Annotated in this window: 18 protein-coding genes; 12 read left to right on the plus strand and 6 right to left on the minus strand. The window is 54.0% G+C overall.

Annotation, left to right across the window (positions count from 1 at the left end; genetic code table 11):
* Positions 1 to 71 precede the first annotated feature (71 nt).
* The 3 genes from K1I37_RS05220 to K1I37_RS05230 form a co-directional block, all read right to left on the minus strand.
* Positions 72 to 743 (minus strand): YcnI family copper-binding membrane protein, encoded by a 672-nt coding sequence (locus K1I37_RS05220; protein ID WP_021296936.1) that lies wholly within the window; start codon positions 741 to 743, stop codon positions 72 to 74.
* 40 nt (positions 744 to 783) lie between these two features.
* Complete coding sequence (locus K1I37_RS05225; protein WP_051189489.1) at positions 784 to 2445, minus strand: copper resistance CopC/CopD family protein; 1662 nt, start codon at positions 2443 to 2445, stop codon at positions 784 to 786.
* A 224-nt stretch (positions 2446 to 2669) separates the two neighbouring features.
* A complete protein-coding gene (locus K1I37_RS05230; RefSeq protein ID WP_021296934.1) occupies positions 2670 to 3203 on the minus strand; it encodes a hypothetical protein in 534 nt (177 codons plus the stop codon).
* A 243-nt stretch (positions 3204 to 3446) separates the two neighbouring features.
* Between K1I37_RS05230 and K1I37_RS05235 the strand changes: the two genes are divergently transcribed.
* A complete protein-coding gene (locus K1I37_RS05235) occupies positions 3447 to 5633 on the plus strand; it encodes a heavy metal translocating P-type ATPase (RefSeq protein ID WP_021296933.1) in 2187 nt (728 codons plus the stop codon).
* Between the two features lie 11 nt (positions 5634 to 5644).
* Here the strand turns inward: K1I37_RS05235 and K1I37_RS05240 are convergent, their stop codons facing one another.
* Positions 5645 to 6301 carry a response regulator gene (locus tag K1I37_RS05240; RefSeq protein WP_021296932.1) on the minus strand — a complete coding sequence of 219 codons (657 nt, stop codon included), beginning with the start codon at positions 6299 to 6301 and terminating at the stop codon, positions 5645 to 5647.
* 144 nt (positions 6302 to 6445) lie between these two features.
* Here K1I37_RS05240 and K1I37_RS05245 point away from each other — a divergent pair, with 144 nt between their 5' ends.
* The 9 genes from K1I37_RS05245 (at position 6446) to K1I37_RS05285 (ending at position 14993) form a co-directional block, all read left to right on the plus strand.
* Positions 6446 to 7330 carry a sensor histidine kinase gene (locus K1I37_RS05245; protein ID WP_021296931.1) on the plus strand — a complete coding sequence of 295 codons (885 nt, stop codon included), beginning with the start codon at positions 6446 to 6448 and terminating at the stop codon, positions 7328 to 7330.
* Positions 7331 to 7484: 154 nt separating this feature from the next.
* The gene (locus K1I37_RS05250) at positions 7485 to 8306 is read left to right on the plus strand and encodes a methyl-accepting chemotaxis protein (RefSeq protein WP_021296930.1); all 822 of its coding nucleotides are present in this window, start codon (positions 7485 to 7487) and stop codon (positions 8304 to 8306) included.
* A 626-nt stretch (positions 8307 to 8932) separates the two neighbouring features.
* Entirely contained in the window at positions 8933 to 9400 is a 468-nt protein-coding gene (locus tag K1I37_RS05255; protein ID WP_031218811.1) for a chemotaxis protein CheX, read from the plus strand.
* A 34-nt stretch (positions 9401 to 9434) separates the two neighbouring features.
* The gene (locus K1I37_RS05260) at positions 9435 to 9791 is read left to right on the plus strand and encodes a response regulator (protein WP_031218810.1); all 357 of its coding nucleotides are present in this window, start codon (positions 9435 to 9437) and stop codon (positions 9789 to 9791) included.
* A gap of 118 nt (positions 9792 to 9909) precedes the next feature.
* Positions 9910 to 10770: a Rossmann-like and DUF2520 domain-containing protein gene (locus K1I37_RS05265; RefSeq protein ID WP_021296927.1), complete on the plus strand. Its 861-nt coding sequence runs from the start codon at positions 9910 to 9912 to the stop codon at positions 10768 to 10770.
* Positions 10771 to 10808: 38 nt separating this feature from the next.
* Positions 10809 to 11675 carry a 3-methyl-2-oxobutanoate hydroxymethyltransferase gene (gene panB / locus K1I37_RS05270; protein ID WP_021296926.1) on the plus strand — a complete coding sequence of 289 codons (867 nt, stop codon included), beginning with the start codon at positions 10809 to 10811 and terminating at the stop codon, positions 11673 to 11675.
* Entirely contained in the window at positions 11662 to 12555 is an 894-nt protein-coding gene (gene panC, locus K1I37_RS05275; RefSeq protein WP_021296925.1) for a pantoate--beta-alanine ligase, read from the plus strand. Before panB ends, panC begins: the two co-directional genes overlap by 14 nt.
* Before the next feature lie 264 nt (positions 12556 to 12819).
* Positions 12820 to 14046, plus strand: coding sequence for an NAD(P)-dependent malic enzyme (locus tag K1I37_RS05280; RefSeq protein ID WP_021296924.1), 1227 nt, complete (start codon positions 12820 to 12822; stop codon positions 14044 to 14046).
* Between the two features lie 71 nt (positions 14047 to 14117).
* Positions 14118 to 14993 (plus strand): proline iminopeptidase-family hydrolase, encoded by an 876-nt coding sequence (locus K1I37_RS05285; RefSeq protein WP_021296923.1) that lies wholly within the window; start codon positions 14118 to 14120, stop codon positions 14991 to 14993.
* A gap of 33 nt (positions 14994 to 15026) precedes the next feature.
* On the opposite strand, the gene K1I37_RS05290 is transcribed toward K1I37_RS05285, so the two are convergent.
* Positions 15027 to 15530 (minus strand): hypothetical protein, encoded by a 504-nt coding sequence (locus K1I37_RS05290; protein ID WP_021296922.1) that lies wholly within the window; start codon positions 15528 to 15530, stop codon positions 15027 to 15029.
* A gap of 24 nt (positions 15531 to 15554) precedes the next feature.
* Complete coding sequence (locus K1I37_RS05295) at positions 15555 to 16592, minus strand: aromatic ring-hydroxylating oxygenase subunit alpha (RefSeq protein ID WP_021296921.1); 1038 nt, start codon at positions 16590 to 16592, stop codon at positions 15555 to 15557.
* 202 nt (positions 16593 to 16794) lie between these two features.
* Between K1I37_RS05295 and K1I37_RS05300 the strand changes: the two genes are divergently transcribed.
* Together K1I37_RS05300 and K1I37_RS05305 are read left to right on the plus strand one after the other, a co-directional pair.
* Complete coding sequence (locus K1I37_RS05300) at positions 16795 to 17742, plus strand: peptidyl-prolyl cis-trans isomerase (protein WP_031218805.1); 948 nt, start codon at positions 16795 to 16797, stop codon at positions 17740 to 17742.
* Positions 17743 to 17943: 201 nt separating this feature from the next.
* Positions 17944 to 18426, plus strand: a complete 483-nt coding sequence (locus tag K1I37_RS05305; RefSeq protein ID WP_021296919.1) for a MarR family transcriptional regulator — start codon at positions 17944 to 17946, stop codon at positions 18424 to 18426.
* Positions 18427 to 18434: the final 8 nt, after the last annotated feature.

Here is an 18434-nt window from a genome sequence, read left to right on the forward strand (position 1 = left end):
CCTAAATAAATTTCAACACGTGATGCCAGTGAGTCATTGGCCCACTGGCATCCGCGCATCCGCGAACGGTCTTACTTCTTACTGCCGCCGCGCAGTGACATGATGATGGCGAAGATGGATATCAAGATAGCCACAACGGATACGGTCAGCACCCAAGTGTCAGCGGTGGTCCAGCCTAGTCCATACGTTGCAGCGGACGCGGCGGGCATTGAACTTTGTGCGCTCGCGTCGGACGAGGGGGAAGCTGCACTATTGGAGGTCGTTTGTGCGGCATCGCTGCTCTTCACTATCTGGGTGATGGAGTGTGGCGTTTCGGAGTTCGGCGCACCCGTCCATTCCACGATGGTTCCGTCCTGATAGTACTGATAGGCGTCCCAATCGATTTCCGTCGGTTGCTTCGGATTCGTGGCGATAAACGGGAACTCCATGAACTGCCCTGGTTGAATGCCGGCGCTGCTGGTGGCCTGCCAGGTGACAATTTCGGTTTGGCCGGATTTTTGCGTCTTCACACTCCAACCTGCTACAGGTTCGTACTGCTGGAATTGGACGTCGCTCGGCAGTTTCAACACCACTTTTGTCGTGGCGTCCGTCTTTTCACAAGGCACGCGCATCGTGTATTCCTGCCAAGCGCCAACGGTGGATTGGGCAGGGGAGACGATAACGTGTGCGAAGGCAGTGGCTGTTACAGCAAATGTTGCAAGTCCGCTACTAAGGGTCAGCGCCCCACGAACCATTCGATTCATAACTAGTCCTCCAGTTCAGTTCATTGTGTTTTGTTCAATTTCATTGACCGACCGTGATGGGGAAGGTCGTCTTGATATCGGTGAACGTGTTGGTCAACACGTCGACCGTAACGGTCCAGCGCCCGCCGCCGGAGAGACTCAATCCTTTGCCGGTGTATACGCCAGGCTGTGTCTGTGAGAGACGTAGCGTTTCGGCGCCTTGCGGGATGGACGCGGATCCAAATGCAAGGGTCACTTGTTGCGCGTTGGTGAGTGGTTTGCCTTCGTTGTCGATGATGGACACGGTAAATTGGTTCTCACCAACATGGTTTGGCGTGACGGAAAACGATATCTTGTCTCCTGAGACCACTTGTGTCTTGTGCACAGGCCCAGGGTTGTTTTGCCCTGTCGGCAAATTCGTCAACAGCGATGTAGCGACAAATACCGCGACACTTGCGATGAATTCCATGACCATGAAGGTGCGTAGGGATGACGTGACACGAGCCCTTCGCAGCCTGTGAATCAACGCGAATAGAAGCATCAGGAAGAAGAACAGCAGCTTGACCAACAGCGTTTGTCCGTATCCCGTATGAAATAGGGCATACAAGGTTGGAATGTGTATCAGCGCGCCATAAAAGCCACTGAGTCCCAACAGGGCAATGCTGATGATTGCAACCAGCGAAAAACGCCCGATAGCGTGCAGGATGTCTTTCTGTTCGACGCTCGCCTTATCGCGCAGCCAGCTGTGTACAAGTAGTATTGATCCGACGATACCCCCCACCCACACCGACGCCGCGTAGATGTGCACGACGACGGCGATGACGGGCAAGGTCGGATTGTCTTGCGCCACAGCGTGACCAATCAACCCCATGGTGATTGGCAGCAAGAAGATGGGGGATAACGCCCACCACCAACGATGACGCACGCGTGGATTTAAAAGTACAGCGATGACGGCTGGCACGATGAGCAACAATAGCATCTGGATAATCCACAAGTAGCCGAAGAGCGTAAAATTCAACGTCTGAAGCATGTAGGTCGGCGAGAACGAGGCCAACCCATGGACACTCCAACTAATGGCCGTTTGCAAAGGCAAACTGAGTGCCATACCAACAGTGAGAATCGCCCACCCAAATCCGAGTACCCATTTTTGTGACGCGGACAATCGACGCGTTTCTTCTTTCGAAGTTGGCCACAAAAAGCGCAGGAACACGGAGAGACCAATGATAATGGAGATGCCGAGATACTGCGCTGTTCTATCGAGGATCATTGCAGCACCTGGGATATAGCCGGTTTCAGTCGCGCCTTTTTGCAGCGAACTGACGTCGATTCTAATACCGAACGGGATAGTCCCTTGGACCATGTGTCCGTCCGCTGAGATGACTTGCCAGTGAATGGTATAAAGTCCCTTTTGTAAGTTTGCTGGTACATGGACTTCTATCTCTCGATGGTTCTTCGGATCTAACTTTGCATCTTGCAGATCTACACGGTGGTTGTCGACATCGGTCACCGTTAGTCCACCTGGGACAAGTTGGACGTTTTCGTCGAACTGCACTTCCACGATGGATGGTGCTTTGCTCAGCGACTGACTGACAGCCGGGCTCGACTGTACGACGTACGCGTGTGCACTGGCGACCATCGGCATAAAAAATAGCGCAGCAAAGAATCCACAGATGGCGATGACGACGACGTTTAGTTTTTGTCTCAATTCGTTTATGTAAATCACCTCCTTATCCTTGTGTAGTAACTTTTCAGATGGTCAGGGAATCGACATCTAAATCGTAAACTGTTTCAATCCACCGGGACTAGCCCGAAAGAGCTATTTTTGTGACAAGAGTTCAGCAACTGTGTAAATCTAGGGCAAGTTCTATCAGTTTGTTCTGTATCTTTTGCGTTTATATGGAGTTAATTGGATTGATTGTGGGAGATGAGGGAAGATTTTGAGCTGAATTATCGCGTGAGGTGCGGTGCACCGAGCAGGATGATAGCGACGATGACGGTGGCGGCGGAGACGATGACAATGCCTCGGAGAATTTGTTTTGAAGACGGCGGTGTGGCCGGATGGCCATTCACACGGATGTGAATGAGTTGATGGAGCAGAAAGACGACTGCGACAAAGAGCACAAGGAAGCAACCGCTGGTGAACAAGGGGGCGTCGGACATCAGCATTGACCCCATCATCCCGCCCATGATTCCAGCGACTAGACCTTCTATCGCCGCCTCGAACATCATCGGTAGCCCTACCACGACGCCCGCGCCCATGCCGATGGTCATCGAACTGAGCAAGGCGATAAAGCTGTTTGCGTGCATCAGGCCGTTTATGACTGATCCGGCCGTGATCCCGGACATGGTCCCGATACTCATACTCATGACTTTTTGCAGGTTGTGCGGCAACTCGTTTTGGAATAAAAGTGCTAAACTGCACATTCTCGCGGTGAGAATGACAGTGACGAAAAGCGTCACCACGGTCAGTAACAGATTCATGAATGCTCGACTCCCCTGGTCACATGGACCGCTGAATTGGCAGGTACTTGTACTACCTTGGATATATACGTGGGGGTCAATCGCCATTATGTTGGCCCGATGGGGCTATTTTTGATAGGAACCGTTGTGCGTGTCACAAGAGAGATTCTGTTGGCATAGGGCACAATTTGCCGCCCATACAATAGTGTTGAATGGTGGACAATCCACAGAATCGCCCGGGATGTCCCAGTGGGAGGTCGCGATATGAGCCCTCAGAAGGAAACGCTCTCTATCACAGGAATGCATTGCGCGGCATGTGCCGCTCGGATTGAAAAAGTAGTGCGAAGGCAAGCTGGGGTTATCGACGCGCACGTAAACCTTGCCACGGAACGCGCAACCGTGACGTTCGCACCTGAAGATATCGGATTGAGTGATATTATCGCGCGAATTGAAAAGTTGGGCTACGGCGCGACGACGAGTCAATCGACTGATGCATCGATGGCTGCTGAGCGCTTTGCGTCTCTTCAGATGTTTCTATTTTCGTTCTTGTTATCTGTACCATTTTTTCTATCGATGTTGCGGATGTTTGGGATTCCCGCTGCACCGCACGTCTTCTTTCAGCCGGTGGTGCAGTGGGCGTTGGCGACGCAAATTCAGTTCATCGCAGGTTGGACCTTTTATGTAGGCGCCTACAAAGCACTTCGCGCAGGCACGGCAAATATGGATGTCCTTGTCGCGCTTGGCACGTCCACGGCTTACTTTTACAGCGTGTGGATGATTTTGCAGGGCGGAGAGGAGACCTATTTCGAAACGAGTGCCATCATTATCACCTTGGTGCTGCTTGGAAAACTCCTCGAGGCGAAAGCCAAGACGAAAACGATGGATACGATTCGGCAACTCGCACAATTGCGGGTGCAGTGGGCGCACCGGGTTACGGATGGCGCCGAAGAGGACGTACCAGTGGATACCATCGCGATTGGCGATGTACTGATTGTGCGTCCTGGCGAACAGGTACCTGTAGACGGCCGTGTGGTGAGTGGCGAATCCACCGTCGACGAGTCGATGTTGACAGGGGAGATGACGCCGCACCACAAAGGCGCCGGGGATGTGGTGTATGGCGGCACGCTGAATCAACATGGCGCGTTGACCATCGCGACGACGCGCATCGGCGCCGATTCTGTGCTCGGCCAGATTATTCGGCTTGTCGAGGAAGCGCAGGGATCAAAAGCGCCTGTACAACGCCTGGCGGACGCAATTTGCAGTGTCTTCGTGCCGATTGTTCTGGTGCTTGCTGTCGCGACGTTTGCGATTTGGTACTTCCTCCTTGGCGCTTCGTTGGAAACGGCTTTGCTGAATACGGCGACGGTATTGCTTACGGCTTGTCCTTGCCCGCTCGGACTCGCGACACCTGCGGCGCTCATTGTCGGCATTGGCCGCGCGGCGGAGAAAGGCGTGTTCTTTAAAGGTGGAGAGCAACTAGAGCAACTTCACAAGACCCGCGTCGTCTTAATGGACAAAACGGGTACGCTCACACACGGTCAACCGAGTGTGACAGATATCTACTTGGGTGAGCACCCTTTGGTGAGATCGCACAAAGATTTGATATTTTTCGTCGGCAGTGCGGAGTATCTGTCTGAGCATCCGCTGGCGCGGGTGATGGTGGACTACGCGCAGCGCGAAGTGCGAATTGTCCGGCCCGCCGATTTTTCGTCGGTGAGCGGCCAAGGTGTCAGGGCGGTAGTCAACGGTCACGTAGTCCTTGTCGGCAATCGCCGTCTTCTGGAGGCGTATGGTGTAGAGATTCGCGGCACGCAGTCACAGGTTGGCGACTGGGAGACGTCGGGGAAGAGCGTTGTCTGGGTAGCGGTGGATGGTCGGATGGCTGGCATCGTGGCGGTGGCTGACACGATTAAACCTTCAGCGCGGGAGGCCGTATCCGACCTTCAACGGTTGGGCATGCAAGTGGTCATGATGACAGGCGATAGTGTGGATACGGCTCGTGCAATCGCGCGTAATCTCGGCGTGGACGACGTGTTAGCCGGGCTTCAGCCAGAAGACAAGCTGCGCGCGATTCAGTTTTACCAAAAGCAAGGCCACGGCGTGACGATGGTTGGCGACGGCATTAACGATGCCCCGGCGTTGGTGGCCGCAGATGTCGGCATCGCCGTTGGAACAGGCACCGATGTCGCTTTGGAAGCCGCAGACGTGGCGTTGATTGGTGCAGACTTAGAAGGCGTTGTCCACGCGGTGCGGATATCGAGGGCGACGATGCGCGTCATTCGCCAAAGTTTCGTCTGGGCGCTCGCCTATAACGGGTTGACGATACCGTTTGCCGCGTTGGGGCTATTGAGCCCATTAATGGCAGGCACGACGATGGCATTTAGCTCCGTGACTGTCGTACTTAACGCGCTGCGGCTGAAACGAATGGATTTTGCGAAAGTCCGCTTCTGAATGATTCCTGATTACGCCTTGTTCAGCCCTTTATCCCGTACGTAGGTCGCCAATTGGACCCGATTTTGAATGTGCAGTTTTGCCATGATGTTTTTCAAATGATTTTTCACGGTATTCTCCGCGATGAACAAGGCGTTCGCAGTTTCCCGGTTGGTCGCTCCTCTGCTGACTAGTTCCAGAATTTCGCGCTCGCGATTGGTCAATTTTTCGATGTTGTCCGCTTCGTACCCTTTTATCGCCGGACCTGTTCTGAATTCGGACAACAGCCGCTCAGCCATCTCCCGGGACAACGGCGTCTCTCCATCGAGGACGCCATGTAAGTATGCGATCCAATCAGACGGCCGCAGACTTTTGATGAGATACCCCTGGGCGCCGTTGCGAATGGCTTCAAATAGATCAGCTGCGTCATCGGAGACACTGAGTATGACGACGCGCACGTTCGGAAGCATTTGTTTGATTTGCCGCGTCGCTTCGAATCCATTCATCCCAGGCATGTTAATATCCATCAACACCAAATCCGGCACGTGCTGTCGTGCGAACGCAAAGGCCTCCTCGCCGTTTTTGGCGTCTGCTACGACGTGGAACAGCGGTTCTGAATTCAGGAGGAGGCGAATGGCCGAGCGGGATCGCTCGTTGTCATCCGCAATTAAAATTTTGTACGGGCCCATGTCCTCACCGCCACAACTCGCTCATCATCATTTGTCCGATGTTGCGTTATCCTTATCATAACGTAAGAACGGCATAGGTCTATCCATGACCTATCTGGAAGGGTTATCTGCCAGGTTTTATTTGATGGAAGACGGAGGGTGTCCATGATTCCGCGTTACATAAAATGGGCGTTATTTTTCGTCCCGGCACTCGTGATAGGTGGTTTTGAGACGGTTCGTCACACGCTCTTAACGAACATCTTGCCGATGGAAATGGGGAATTGGGTGACGGCGGTGATTGATGCGGTGGTGATTGCCATTGTGTCGAGAACGCTGTTTCAACAGTTTGCCCGAACGGAGCAGGCGCTGAGTCACGAGCGGGAGTCCCGCGCTGTGATGGAGGAGCGGGAGCGGCTTGCCCGGACGCTGCACGACCAAATTGCGCAGTCGCTGTTCTACGCCGGGGTACAGATTCAAGCGGTCAAATCGCGGGCGGCAGCTTATGCCGATCCGGCATTGCAAAGCGAGCTGGACGATATTTCGCAGTCTCTGCGCGAGATGGACGAAAACGTGCGGCAAGCGATTTTCAACTTGAAGCAGAAATCGGTTGTGGGGGGCGCTTTTGAAGATAGAGTCCGATCTTATCTCGATCAGACCTTATCCCCGACGAGAATTCGCTGGACGATGGAGACTTCTTCACCACTTCCCGCCCTGCTTACGACGGAACAGGTTCAGTTGTTTGGCATTCTCCAGGAGGCGATTACGAACGTGATGAAACATGCGCGCGCGTCCCACGTGCGCGTTCGCCTGGAAGCGGACGATCGCGATTCTACGCGTTGGCAGTTTACGATTGAAGACGATGGGGTTGGGTTTGACTCGCAGAATTCGATTCAACAGGCGCCTGGCGCCAGACGGTATGGGATGGAGATGATGGCGACGCGTGCCCGTGATATGGGCGCTGAATTCCTAGTTCAGTCGAGTGCGCAGGGGACGGTGATTGCGATTCAGTCTCCCTCGTTCGCAAAGTCCGGCGCCCGTTCGACGACATAACGTTGTCTAGCGATATCGCGGCGTAGCGAGAATCTTCCGAATGTGTCATCGTCAAAGCTCAGCAAACGTGATATAAATGGACCGTAGGTCCTATCTCTCATTTTTGAACTTTATTTCTATGATAGCGTAATAATTGGTAGTGGAGTGGTTTCTCTTGACGACTTTAGACACGGTGATATCGGTGGCTTCTTATTTCCACGGCGTGATTCCGTATGCGCACATGGTGGTGACGGATCGGGAAAAGTATCTGCACGCCTTAGCGGGTGAGGACTTCTTCCTGCGCTCGTTCGACGCGGGTCAGCCGATTCGCGAGGGGAGTATTGCTTGCGAAGTGATTGCGACGGGTGCTGTGGTATCGAGGGTGGGAGACCCTGCGCTCACAGGCGGTATCCCGTATCAAGGAACGGGTGTCCCACTCGTAGAAGATGGCGAGACGGTGGGGGCACTTTGTGTCTTCTTCCCGACGAAGACGAAGGAAATTCTGCAATCTACGTCGGACAAGATGGTCGCGATGGTGCAGCAGCTTGGAGCGACCAGTGAAGTCATCAAGCACAACTCCGTAGCGTTGTCGGAATTGACGCGGCAACTCTCCGAGGAGAGTAAGGAAATAGAGGGATCGAGTGACGATATCCGGGCCATGGCCGCGATGATCTCCGACGTATCGGCAGAGACGAAGATTCTCGGCCTGAACGCTGGGATTGAATCTGCGCGCGCTGGCGAGGCGGGGCGCGGATTCCAGGTCATTGCGATGGAGATTCGCAAACTCTCTCAGCGCACGGCCGAGTCCAACCAGACCGTGGTCGAGGCCACGCAGCGGGTGGTCCACGCCATCCGGTCCATCGACGAGAAAATCAAAAACATTTACGCGGAAATTCAGCAGCAAGCCGACGGCGTAACGGGACTCACGCAGTCCATCGACGAACTCACCCGGGTGGCCGATAGTTTAGCGGAGCTCGCGCAGAACATCCGTGCGTGATGGCTGGGTATAGGCGGCACCTAGGCTGCACCTAGGCTGCAGGACGAGCCGTTGGTGGGGCTGGTCGGTGGGTGGACCTGCTGGGCTGGGGGGTGACTGTTTGTGCCGATCTCGCCCAACCGGCGCGTCTCGGCAGGAATGCCTGGTCTCGCGCCGCCGCCGCGTTTCGACATGTATCCCCGGTCTGGGTGTCTTAATAAGACATCCGACCGTTTCCCTGCACTAATAAGACATAAAATCTGCACTAATCGTCAGGTCTTGGCCTTTATCGGGCAGATTTTGAGTAAATAAGGTCTTTTTTGTACCTTAAATCGCTGGAATCTACTGAAATCGGCGGAATAGGGCACAAATGTTGCCTTATGCGATACCCGGCCCCGCGATCCCGCTGCCGCCCAAGTCCCGCCCAGCCAGCCGTCGCCCCACGCCTCACCCCACCCGCATTCCCATGATGACATTTGACGGTGCGTCGAAATCCGCATACAAGCTAGGCCATATTTTTCGGAGGTACTCTATAACGGTTGTTTGAGGGGCTATATGCTGCGCATATTTACTGAACAGCGGTCGGGGTTCGGCAACCGATATTTAAATAGAGAATAACAGCGCTAGAGAGGGATGGATGAATGGGGATGGAGATATTGTCTCCGATGACAGAACTGATTGACGGGATTGGGAATGCGTTAGGTACTGTGTTGCCTTTGCCCGTGTCACTGGGTACGCCGGATGTTGTGGACGGCGCAGTCTATCAGCCTGAAATGGGTGTGTTAGTCGGTGTGACAGGAGACTTCCGCGGGCGTATCATTATTCAAGCCAGCCAATCTGTGTTTTCTAGCTTCGGTATGAACATGTACGGGATGGCCTTGGAAGGGGATATGCTGGAGTCGTTCGTCGGGGAAATTGGGAATATGATTGCCGGATCGACCTGTACAGTGATTTCTCAAAAAGGCTTAACGCTCGATATTACACCGCCAACTGTGTTGGTCGGTCATACAAAGCTTAGTGGATTCGCACACGCGCTGAAAATCCCGGTGGACATTGACGGCGTTGGCGAATTACAAGTGCTATTGGTGCTAGAAGAACATCTCAGTCAACAATGAGAATCGAGGAGGAAATGATTTCGTGGCACGAATCATGGTCGTAGACGACGCCGCTTTTATGCGGATGATGCTGAAAAATGTTCTAGTAGAAGGCGGACATGAAGTGGTCGCTGAGGCGGCTAACGGCATGGAAGCCGTTCAACAGTACGAGGCTCACCGCCCGGATTTGGTGACAATGGATATCACGATGCCGGAGATGGATGGCATTCAGGCGGTGCGGGCCATTGTCAGCATCGATGCGAGCGCCAAAGTCATCATGTGCAGCGCCATGGGGCAGCAACAAATGGTGATTGAAGCGATTCAGGCCGGCGCCAAAGGATTTATCGTGAAGCCATTTGATAAGGATAAAGTTCTGGCTGAGGTCGGAAAATTAGTGCCGAACCCCGTTTGAGTTGATTGTTTTGATAAAATAGAATCGCAGTTGAGTATGGGCGAGGTCGTAGACCGAGCCCTTATTCACTGTGAGCATGGTGCGAAAGGAGGTTCGCATCGAGTTTAGGAGGCTTGCGATGGCAGGGTTTGTATTTGTGGGGCCGGGTCGCGTGGGAACAGGGCTTGCATTGGCGCTGTCAGCGGCTGGTTACCAGGTAGGTGGCGCCGTGTCGCGCCCGAACCAATCGGTTACCCGCTCGTCCAATCGCTTCACGGAGTTGACCCACCTGCCAGCTTTGCAATGGATGGATGCCCGTTCATTGATCGAGCAGGCGGATGTGGTGTTTCTGACGGTTCCAGACCAGGCTGTGACTCCAGTAGCACAGACCTTGGTCGACGACGGATGGTTGCATCGCGGGCAAATTGTCGCGCACACGTCTGGCGCGCACTCGAGTGCGCTGCTGCAATGCGTCGAATCGGTTGGTGCGCAGAAGTTGTCGCTGCACCCGTTGCAGACCATTGCTGATCCGGCGAAGGCGCCCTTGTTGTTCACAGGCGCAACATTCACGGCGGAGGGTGACGAGGACGCGGTCACCAAGGCCTTTGAATGGGTGCGTGCACTTGGGGGAATTCCCGTTCGCTTGCGGGCGGAAGATAAAGCCAAGTATCACGCGGCGGCTGTGCTTGCGTCGAACGCCGTCTTGGCGCTCATGGGTGTTGTAGACGAATTGGCAGGTTTGCCGAACGGATGGGCTGCGTTTTTGCCGCTGGTCGAAGGTGCGCTGAATAACCTGCGGACATTGGGGCCTAAAGAGGCGCTGACGGGCCCAATAGAGCGAGGCGACATCGTGACTGTACAGAAACACCTTGACGTATTGAGGGACAACCCCACCGCACTTCTTGTCTATGTCGCCTTAGGGCGTGCAACCGTTTCGCTGGCTGCTCAAAAAGGCAGCTTGTCGGGTGCACAGCGGGATGCATTAGAACGGTTGCTTTGAATCGATGGAGTTACCATCATCTCGGGGGGTATGTAACCGTGACAAAAAAAGTCACCGTACGGACATTGTTGAACATGAAAAAATCCGGCGATCACATCGCCATGATGACAGCCTATGATTTTCCGACAGCCAAACTGCTCTCCGATGCAGGGCTGCACGTCCTGTTGATCGGGGATTCACTCGGCATGGTCGTGCAGGGGCACGAGACGACCATACCTGTCACTGTAGATCACATGATTTACCATACCAGCATGGTGTCGCGCGGCGCTGATGGTCCGTTGATTGTGACGGATTTGCCGTTTATGTCGTATCACGCGTCGCCAGAGGTAGCGTTACACAACGCTGGTCGCATTCTTCAGGAAGGCGGTGCGCACGCCGTGAAGCTCGAGGGCGGTCGGGAGATGGCGCCGACGGTGGCGCGGCTCGTCGAGGCGGGGGTGCCCGTAATGGCGCACATTGGCCTCACACCGCAGTCGGTGCACGCCCTAGGTGGCTTTGCGTTGCAGGGGAAGACATTGGCGTCTGCAAAGCGAATTCTCGATGACGCACGCGCGCTGGAGGCAGCGGGTGCTTTTGCGGTGGTGCTGGAAGCGGTGCCGGCGCAATTGGCCGCACTCGTGACACAGCGGTTGCGGATTCCGACTATCGGCATTGGCGCTGGGCCAGACTGTGATGGACAGGTGCTCGTGTTCCACGACTTTATCGGATACACATCTGGCTATATTCCCAAGCACAACAAACGGTTTGCCGATGTGGCGAACACGATTTCGGAGGCTGCTCGCGCGTATGTCGATGAGGTCGGCGGCGGCAGTTTCCCTGGTGAGGCTCAGACGGTTCGACTTAGCGACGAAGCGTGGGAGACCATATTGGCAGAATTGAAGGGTGAGTCAGATGCAACAAACTGAGACAGGGCAGATTCAACAAATTGAGACTATCGCGCAATTGCGGCAGGTTGTGAAGGAAGCGAGATCGCAAGGGAAAACCATCGGTCTCGTGCCGACCATGGGGTACTTGCACGAAGGGCATCTGTCCCTTGTGCAAGCCGCTGCAGAGCGCGCAGACTTCGTCGTCGTCAGCATTTTTGTCAACCCGTTGCAGTTTGGTCCGTCGGAGGATCTCGCCAACTACCCGCGGGATCTTCATCACGATCTCGCCCTCCTCACCACACAAGGCGCCGCTCACGTCGTCTTCACGCCGAGCGTCGAGGAGATGTATCCGCAGCCGATGGCTACGCGCGTCGAGTTGCCAGAGTTGTCCGGTTTTCTGTGCGGTAAAACACGTCCTACACATTTTCAGGGCGTCGCGACGGTCGTCAGCAAGCTATTCCATATCGTACTTCCGGATTTCGCCTTTTTCGGGCAGAAGGACGGGCAGCAGTTGGCGATTATCCGCCGGATGGTCAAAGACCTCAATTTCCCGATTGAGATTGTCGGCGTGCCGACGGTGCGCGAGGCGGACGGCTTGGCAAAAAGTTCGCGTAACGTCTATCTGACACCGGATGAACGTGCGCATGCCACGGTCTTGTATCGCACATTGTGCTGGGCGCGGGATCAGATTGCAACGCGGAAAGTGACTGGTAGCGAGCTCGCGGCGGGCATGCGGCAGAGGATTTCGGAGGATGGCGTGGCACGCGTGGATTACGCAGAGGTTGTGAGTATGGATACCTTGGCGCCGATCGATCAGATTGAGGGCCCTGTTATGCTCGCAGTCGCAGCGTACTTCGGCAAGGCTCGGTTGATTGATAACATGCAGCTTGTCGTCGAGCATGGACGGATTGTCGGTTAATATTATATATCGCTTGTTGTAGATGTTTGGCTTATAGAGGCCTTGGCGGACGACCGATTTCGCCAAGGCCTCGTGTAGGTGTTTTGCCGCCTGGCTTTTTATTGTGGCGGCTCTGTCTATTTGCCCACACGCGCTCGTGCCTCGTCACAAAACGTTCTTTAAATCCCCACACAAAAACACTCGTAAATATCTATGTTTTCTGTTAGTTTAGGTGGTACCAATCGTTGAAGGTTACTTGTTACTTCAGAACGGGGGAACGTGGATATGTCCTTGAAGGAAGAGGCGTTAGAGCTACACCGCTTACATGTCGGCAAGTTGGCTGTGACGCCGAAAATGACTGTCGAGACGGAACGCGATTTGAGTTTGGCCTATTCGCCGGGTGTTGCAGAGCCTTGTAAAGAGATTCGACGGGATGTGGAAATGAGTTACGAGTACACGGGCAAAGGCAACACCATCGCCATCGTCACGAATGGTACCGCAGTTTTGGGGCTTGGCAATATCGGCGCGGCGGCTGCGCTGCCTGTGATGGAAGGCAAGGCGGTTTTGTTCAAGCGATTCGCGGGCGTGGACGCTTTCCCGATTTGCATTAACTCGGGAGATCCCGATGAGGTCGTCCGAACCGTCAAACTGCTGGAGAGCCAATTTGGCGGTGTCAATCTAGAAGATATCGCGGCACCGACGTGTTTCGAAATTGAGCAAAGGCTGATTGAGGAGACCAACATTCCAATCTTCCATGATGACCAACACGGTACCGCCATTGTCACTGCCGCCGCATTGATGAATGCGCTTAAATTGGCAGGCAAGGCGGTGGACAGTGTGCGCGTCGTCGTCAATGGGGCCGGAGCCGCTGGCGTGGCCACGGTGGATTTACTCTTGTCGATGGGGATTCACGACATCGTCTTGTGTGACACGCGGGGTGCGATTTATGCGGGGCGAAGCGAAGGCATGAATCCGATGAAGGAGGCGCTGGCGAAGCGGACGAACGTATTTAAGTTGCGGGGATCACTCGCTGAGGTCATCGTCGACGCAGACGTCTTTATTGGCGTGTCTGTCGCCGATGCGCTGACGCCGGAGATGGTGCAGGCTATGGCGCCGGATCCGATTATATTCGCCATGGCAAATCCCGACCCGGAGATTCTACCGGAGGTCGCAAGGGGCTTGGGCGCTTTGGTGATTGGGACCGGTCGGTCGGATTATCCAAACCAAGTGAACAACGTGCTGGCGTTCCCAGGTGTTTTTCGCGGCGTTCTCGACGTGCGAGCCAGTCGCATCACGTTGGGAATGAAAGCGGCTGCAGCCAACGCGATTGCCAGCTTGGTGTCCGAGTCCGAATTGCGCCCGGATTACGTCATCCCCAAACCGTTTCACGCGCTGGTGGCGCCGTCGGTCGCAGAAGCAGTGGCCCAGGCCGCCATTGCGGAAGGTGTGGCGCGCCGGACGGTTCGTCGGCTAGAGGTATTTGAACGCACGACGTCGCTGGTGCGCGTGTAAGCTGGTTCCCATACCTGTCGGACGGGGGTATGATGAGCTAGTAATCACCTGCGATGGGAGACATGACGGGCATGCATAAAGAAGGGTTTGTGGAAGTAGAGGGCGGGCGCATTTGGTATCAAATCAACGGGCGTGAATCCGGTGTCCCGCTCGTCGGTTTACACGGTGGCCCAGGAGGTTCTTCGGTCGGTATGGAGCGGCTGTTGGCGCTATCCGACGACAGGCCAATTGTCCTGTATGATCAATTGGGGTCTGGCAAGTCTGAACGCCCGTCCGACGCGTCGCTCTGGCGTGTAGATCGGTTTGTTCGAGAACTCGCCACCTTGCGTTCAGTGCTTGGCCTCGAACAGGTACATTTACTGGGACATTCGTGGGGGACCATGCTGTTGGCAGATTACTTGTTGACGCAGCCGACAGGCGTCGTCAGTGCGATTTTCTCGAGTCCTTGTCTGAGTGCGCCGCGTTGGGTAGCCGACGCGGATAGGTTGCGACTCGATTTGCCTGCCGATGTTCAGCAGGTTCTCACGGAGTGCGAGGCGACGGGCAACACGAAGTCTCAAGCGTATAAACAAGCAACCGGAGTGTACATGAAAAAGCACGTGTGTCGGGTCGAAATTTCCCCAGAGGAACGCGCGCGAAGGGATGCCGCCTTTGGGGAGGAGGTCTACAACGCGATGTGGGGACCTTCCGAATTTCATGCCACAGGCACGCTGAAGACGTATGACCGAACGGATAGGTTGCACGAAATTACGGTTCCAACACTCTTTACTTGTGGTCGCTACGACGAGGCGAGCCCTGAGTCGACCAAGTATTATCAATCGCTAGTCCCAGGTGCCAAGTATCACGTATTTGAAGAGAGTTCCCATTCGGCAATGCGCGAGCAGCCGGAGGAATATCTCCGTGTGATTCGCAATTTCGTCGCCAGTGCCGAGCGGACTAACGCGTAATTGACGAAGGGATAGGCATGCCGATAGGGTCAATTACGACAAGCTGCGCGGACGTTCGTTGTGCAGACGCGGATTGATGAGTGTAGCTGGCATTGGCGTCAACACCGGTCCAGTTTCTTGGCGTGATTTGCCCGATTCGGCGGCTCGCTCTTTGAGCTCGCTGATTTCCTTATGATAGACGTCGAGAGACGTGCCAATCTCGTGGATTTTTTGCTGCAGAACGCTCAACTCTTGAAGCTTTCGATTTGCCTCCTGTAGTTCCGCCAGCAGTTTTCGATTGACTGCAGTTGCAGGGTTGCGGTGCTTCGTGACAGGTTTTGCGGCACGAAGCTTCCGCTGTGATGCTCCTGTCCTCAAATCAGATTTACCAGTTGCACTCGCTTGTGCGACGTGCGTATCTTTTCCGAGATTCTTCCTGCGCTTTCCACTGCTTTGTACACTCGACCCAGGCGCATCTTCTTTTGATAAGCGGGATTGCGCATCGTAATATGCGCGAATCAATATCGGAAGCCAACGAAATCTATCGAACCGAGCCACCAAGATTCCCCCTTCGTCGTTCGTTTAGTCTATTCCCCGACACGTTATTTGCGTAGAGGACGAACGTCTAGTGGACTGTTGTTCCAGTGCGTTCGCGAGCATCACGCGGTAGCGGATGGTTGGCACATCCGATGCCACATGGCACTCGTCGCGCAGCGCAAACGGCGCTATCTTCGGGCGAATGCTTTCAATGATTCGCTGATCCTCCTCCATCACGCGTATCGTGTGGTCGATGTGAAAATCGTCTAGCCAGGGGGCGTCGTGATCAAAATTGCGTAGCGCCAAACCAAAAATCTGCGTGACGTGGTCATTGATTGGTGTGAACGTGAGAAATGTGCACATCATGCCGTGATCGCCGAAAGGTGTTCGGATAATCCACTGATTGGGGAAACGCAACTCGATTTCACTTTTGGCCGTGGACGTCTGTTCTGGATGTACTGGCTCCATCGGATGGGATGGTGCAAATGGCGTAGGGTGAATCACAATCACGTTTTCTCGGACGTGGTACTCCGGACCATCAACGGTTGGGTCGACGTCTGTACCGGTGACTTCCGGATGTACGAACGGCAGGTGAGATACGTCTATTACGCTCTCCACCACCCGCGTAAAATGCGCCTTCCACGTTTGCTGGAATGGCACGCCGCGCCAATTCTCATCGGTCAGCTCGGGGAATGTCGCAAAAGATCGAGCGGTAGGTAATTCCGAGGAATTGATATCCTGGTTACCCGTATAAATCCATACCATGCCGGAACATTCTAGGACAGGATACGTGGTGAGGCGAAATCGCTTTGGAATCGGAGTGTCGGCCCTGTTGGCCGGGATGCGTGTGCATTGACCCGTTTTATCAAATCGCCAACCGTGAAACGGACAAACCAATTCGCCGTTGTCCACATGGCCAATTGATAAGTCGCAGCCGCGATGCGGGCAATAGCCGTCGACAGCGACCAGTTGATTGGCGTGACTGCGATATAACACGTACGGATGGTCGAGAATGGTTACCATCCTTGGATCCGTCGTGACATCTGCAGCTTGGCAAGCCGCATACCAAACGTCGTGTAGCATATGAGAGACCTCCTGTTCGCCATTCATATATGGCATGAGGGGCACGTTTGTGTCAGGTCAAAAGCGGGTTAGGCGGGTACCTAGCAGATTGACGTTCATGGTAAGCTTCAACGTGTGTGGAATTTGATTTTCAATGAAAATTCCATATAAGTTTGGTACGCTGACGAACAGATGAATTTAGGAGGCAGTAAATTTGGTTGCAGTGAACAAGGTTCTGTCGCCCGTGATTGGTGCGCTGGTCGGCGCAGCGATTGTTGGGGGCATCTGGTATGGTACTTCGGCATCAAACAATCAAAATGCTGTTGTGGCGAAAGTGGACAACACGCCGATTACAAGGTCACAGCTGTTGGCAGAGTCCGAGTCGTACGCTGGATCGAGTATGTTATCGCAATTAATCACGAATCAATTGGTGCTCGACGCAGCACAGCAGCAGAACATCAAGGCATCGGATGCTGAGGTCAATCAGGCCTTACTGGGTCTGGAGCAGCAAAATGGCATCACGAGCGACAGCCAGCTCAATGAGTTGCTGCAGCAAAGTCACATGACTAAGGATCAGCTGATGACACAGTTGAAGGTTGAAGTCCTCGGTCAAAAGCTTGCGGAAAGTAAGGTAAAAGTGACGGACAAGCAGATTCAGAGCTACTACAACAAAAACAAGAGCAGCCTGACGACACCGGAAAAGCGGTCGATTTCGGATATTGTCGTCAAGACGAAGTCGAAGGCTCAGGATATAGAAAACCAGTTGAAGCAAGGCAAGGATTTCGCGACGCTGGCTAAGTCGAATTCTATTGACAGTGTCACGAAATCGAAGGGCGGCGCCATGGGATCGTTCACGCAATCTGACTTGCAGAGTCAGTACCCGGAGATTGCTTCGCAGGCGTTTAAGTTGAGTCAGGGTGCGGTCAGTGATCCCATTAAGGTCAGCGATGGCTACGAGTTGATTAAAGTGACGAAGATCACGCCCGCCAAGACACCAACTTTGGCACAGGCGAAGAGCGAGATCACGACGGCGCTAAAGGAACAGAACGCCGAGTCACCGCAACAGTTGTATGCGGATTTGGCGAAGAAGGCGAACATCCAAATTCTCGACAGCAGTTACGCGTCAGTCAAGGATTCCATCGAGAACCCGCAGCCTACGACAATGAGTTAAGATGCGCGTGTGGATGGTTTGGCTTACAGTACAGAGTTGCCTCGATAGCAGAGTCGGGGCAACTTTTTTATTGGATCCCGGATGTCCAGGTTGCATTTCTGCGATTCGATATGCGCACGATTTTGTCGTGGTTTGACTTGACAATATGCATAAATGCCCGCATTATGTTTCCTGGGAATCAATATGAGGTGGTGATGTTTCATGGTACTTCCTGACGAAGTGGCACAAATGTGGGAAGTGGTCCTGCATCACTTAGAACAGGAAAAAGACCGTAACGTGGCGCGCCTGATAGAGGCGTTCAACGAAAAGCAGCTAGGCTTAACCGATGGGTATCAGTTGTCGGAAATTCATGTCATTGATCTCATAGGCAGCATGGAGAACCCAAATGTCACTTCCATCGCGGAACGGATGCACATGACGCGCGGGGCTATCTCGAAGATTGCCACCAAGTTAAAGCAACGTGGAGACATTGAGAGTTTTCAGCTCCCTGACAATCAGAAAAACTTGTATTTCCGCCTGACCAGCCGTGGGGAACGCATTCGGAGTCTGCACGCAGACTTACATGCACAGGCTGAGAAGCGCGTTGTGGACTTTTTCTCGCGTTATGCGTCGGAAGAGCTACAGGTCATTCACACGTTTTTGTCTGACGTTTCCAAACACATTGATGAAATGCTTGTTGAATAGGAGGCATT

Source organism: Alicyclobacillus acidoterrestris, assembly GCF_022674245.1.
GTDB lineage: Bacteria > Bacillota > Bacilli > Alicyclobacillales > Alicyclobacillaceae > Alicyclobacillus > Alicyclobacillus acidoterrestris.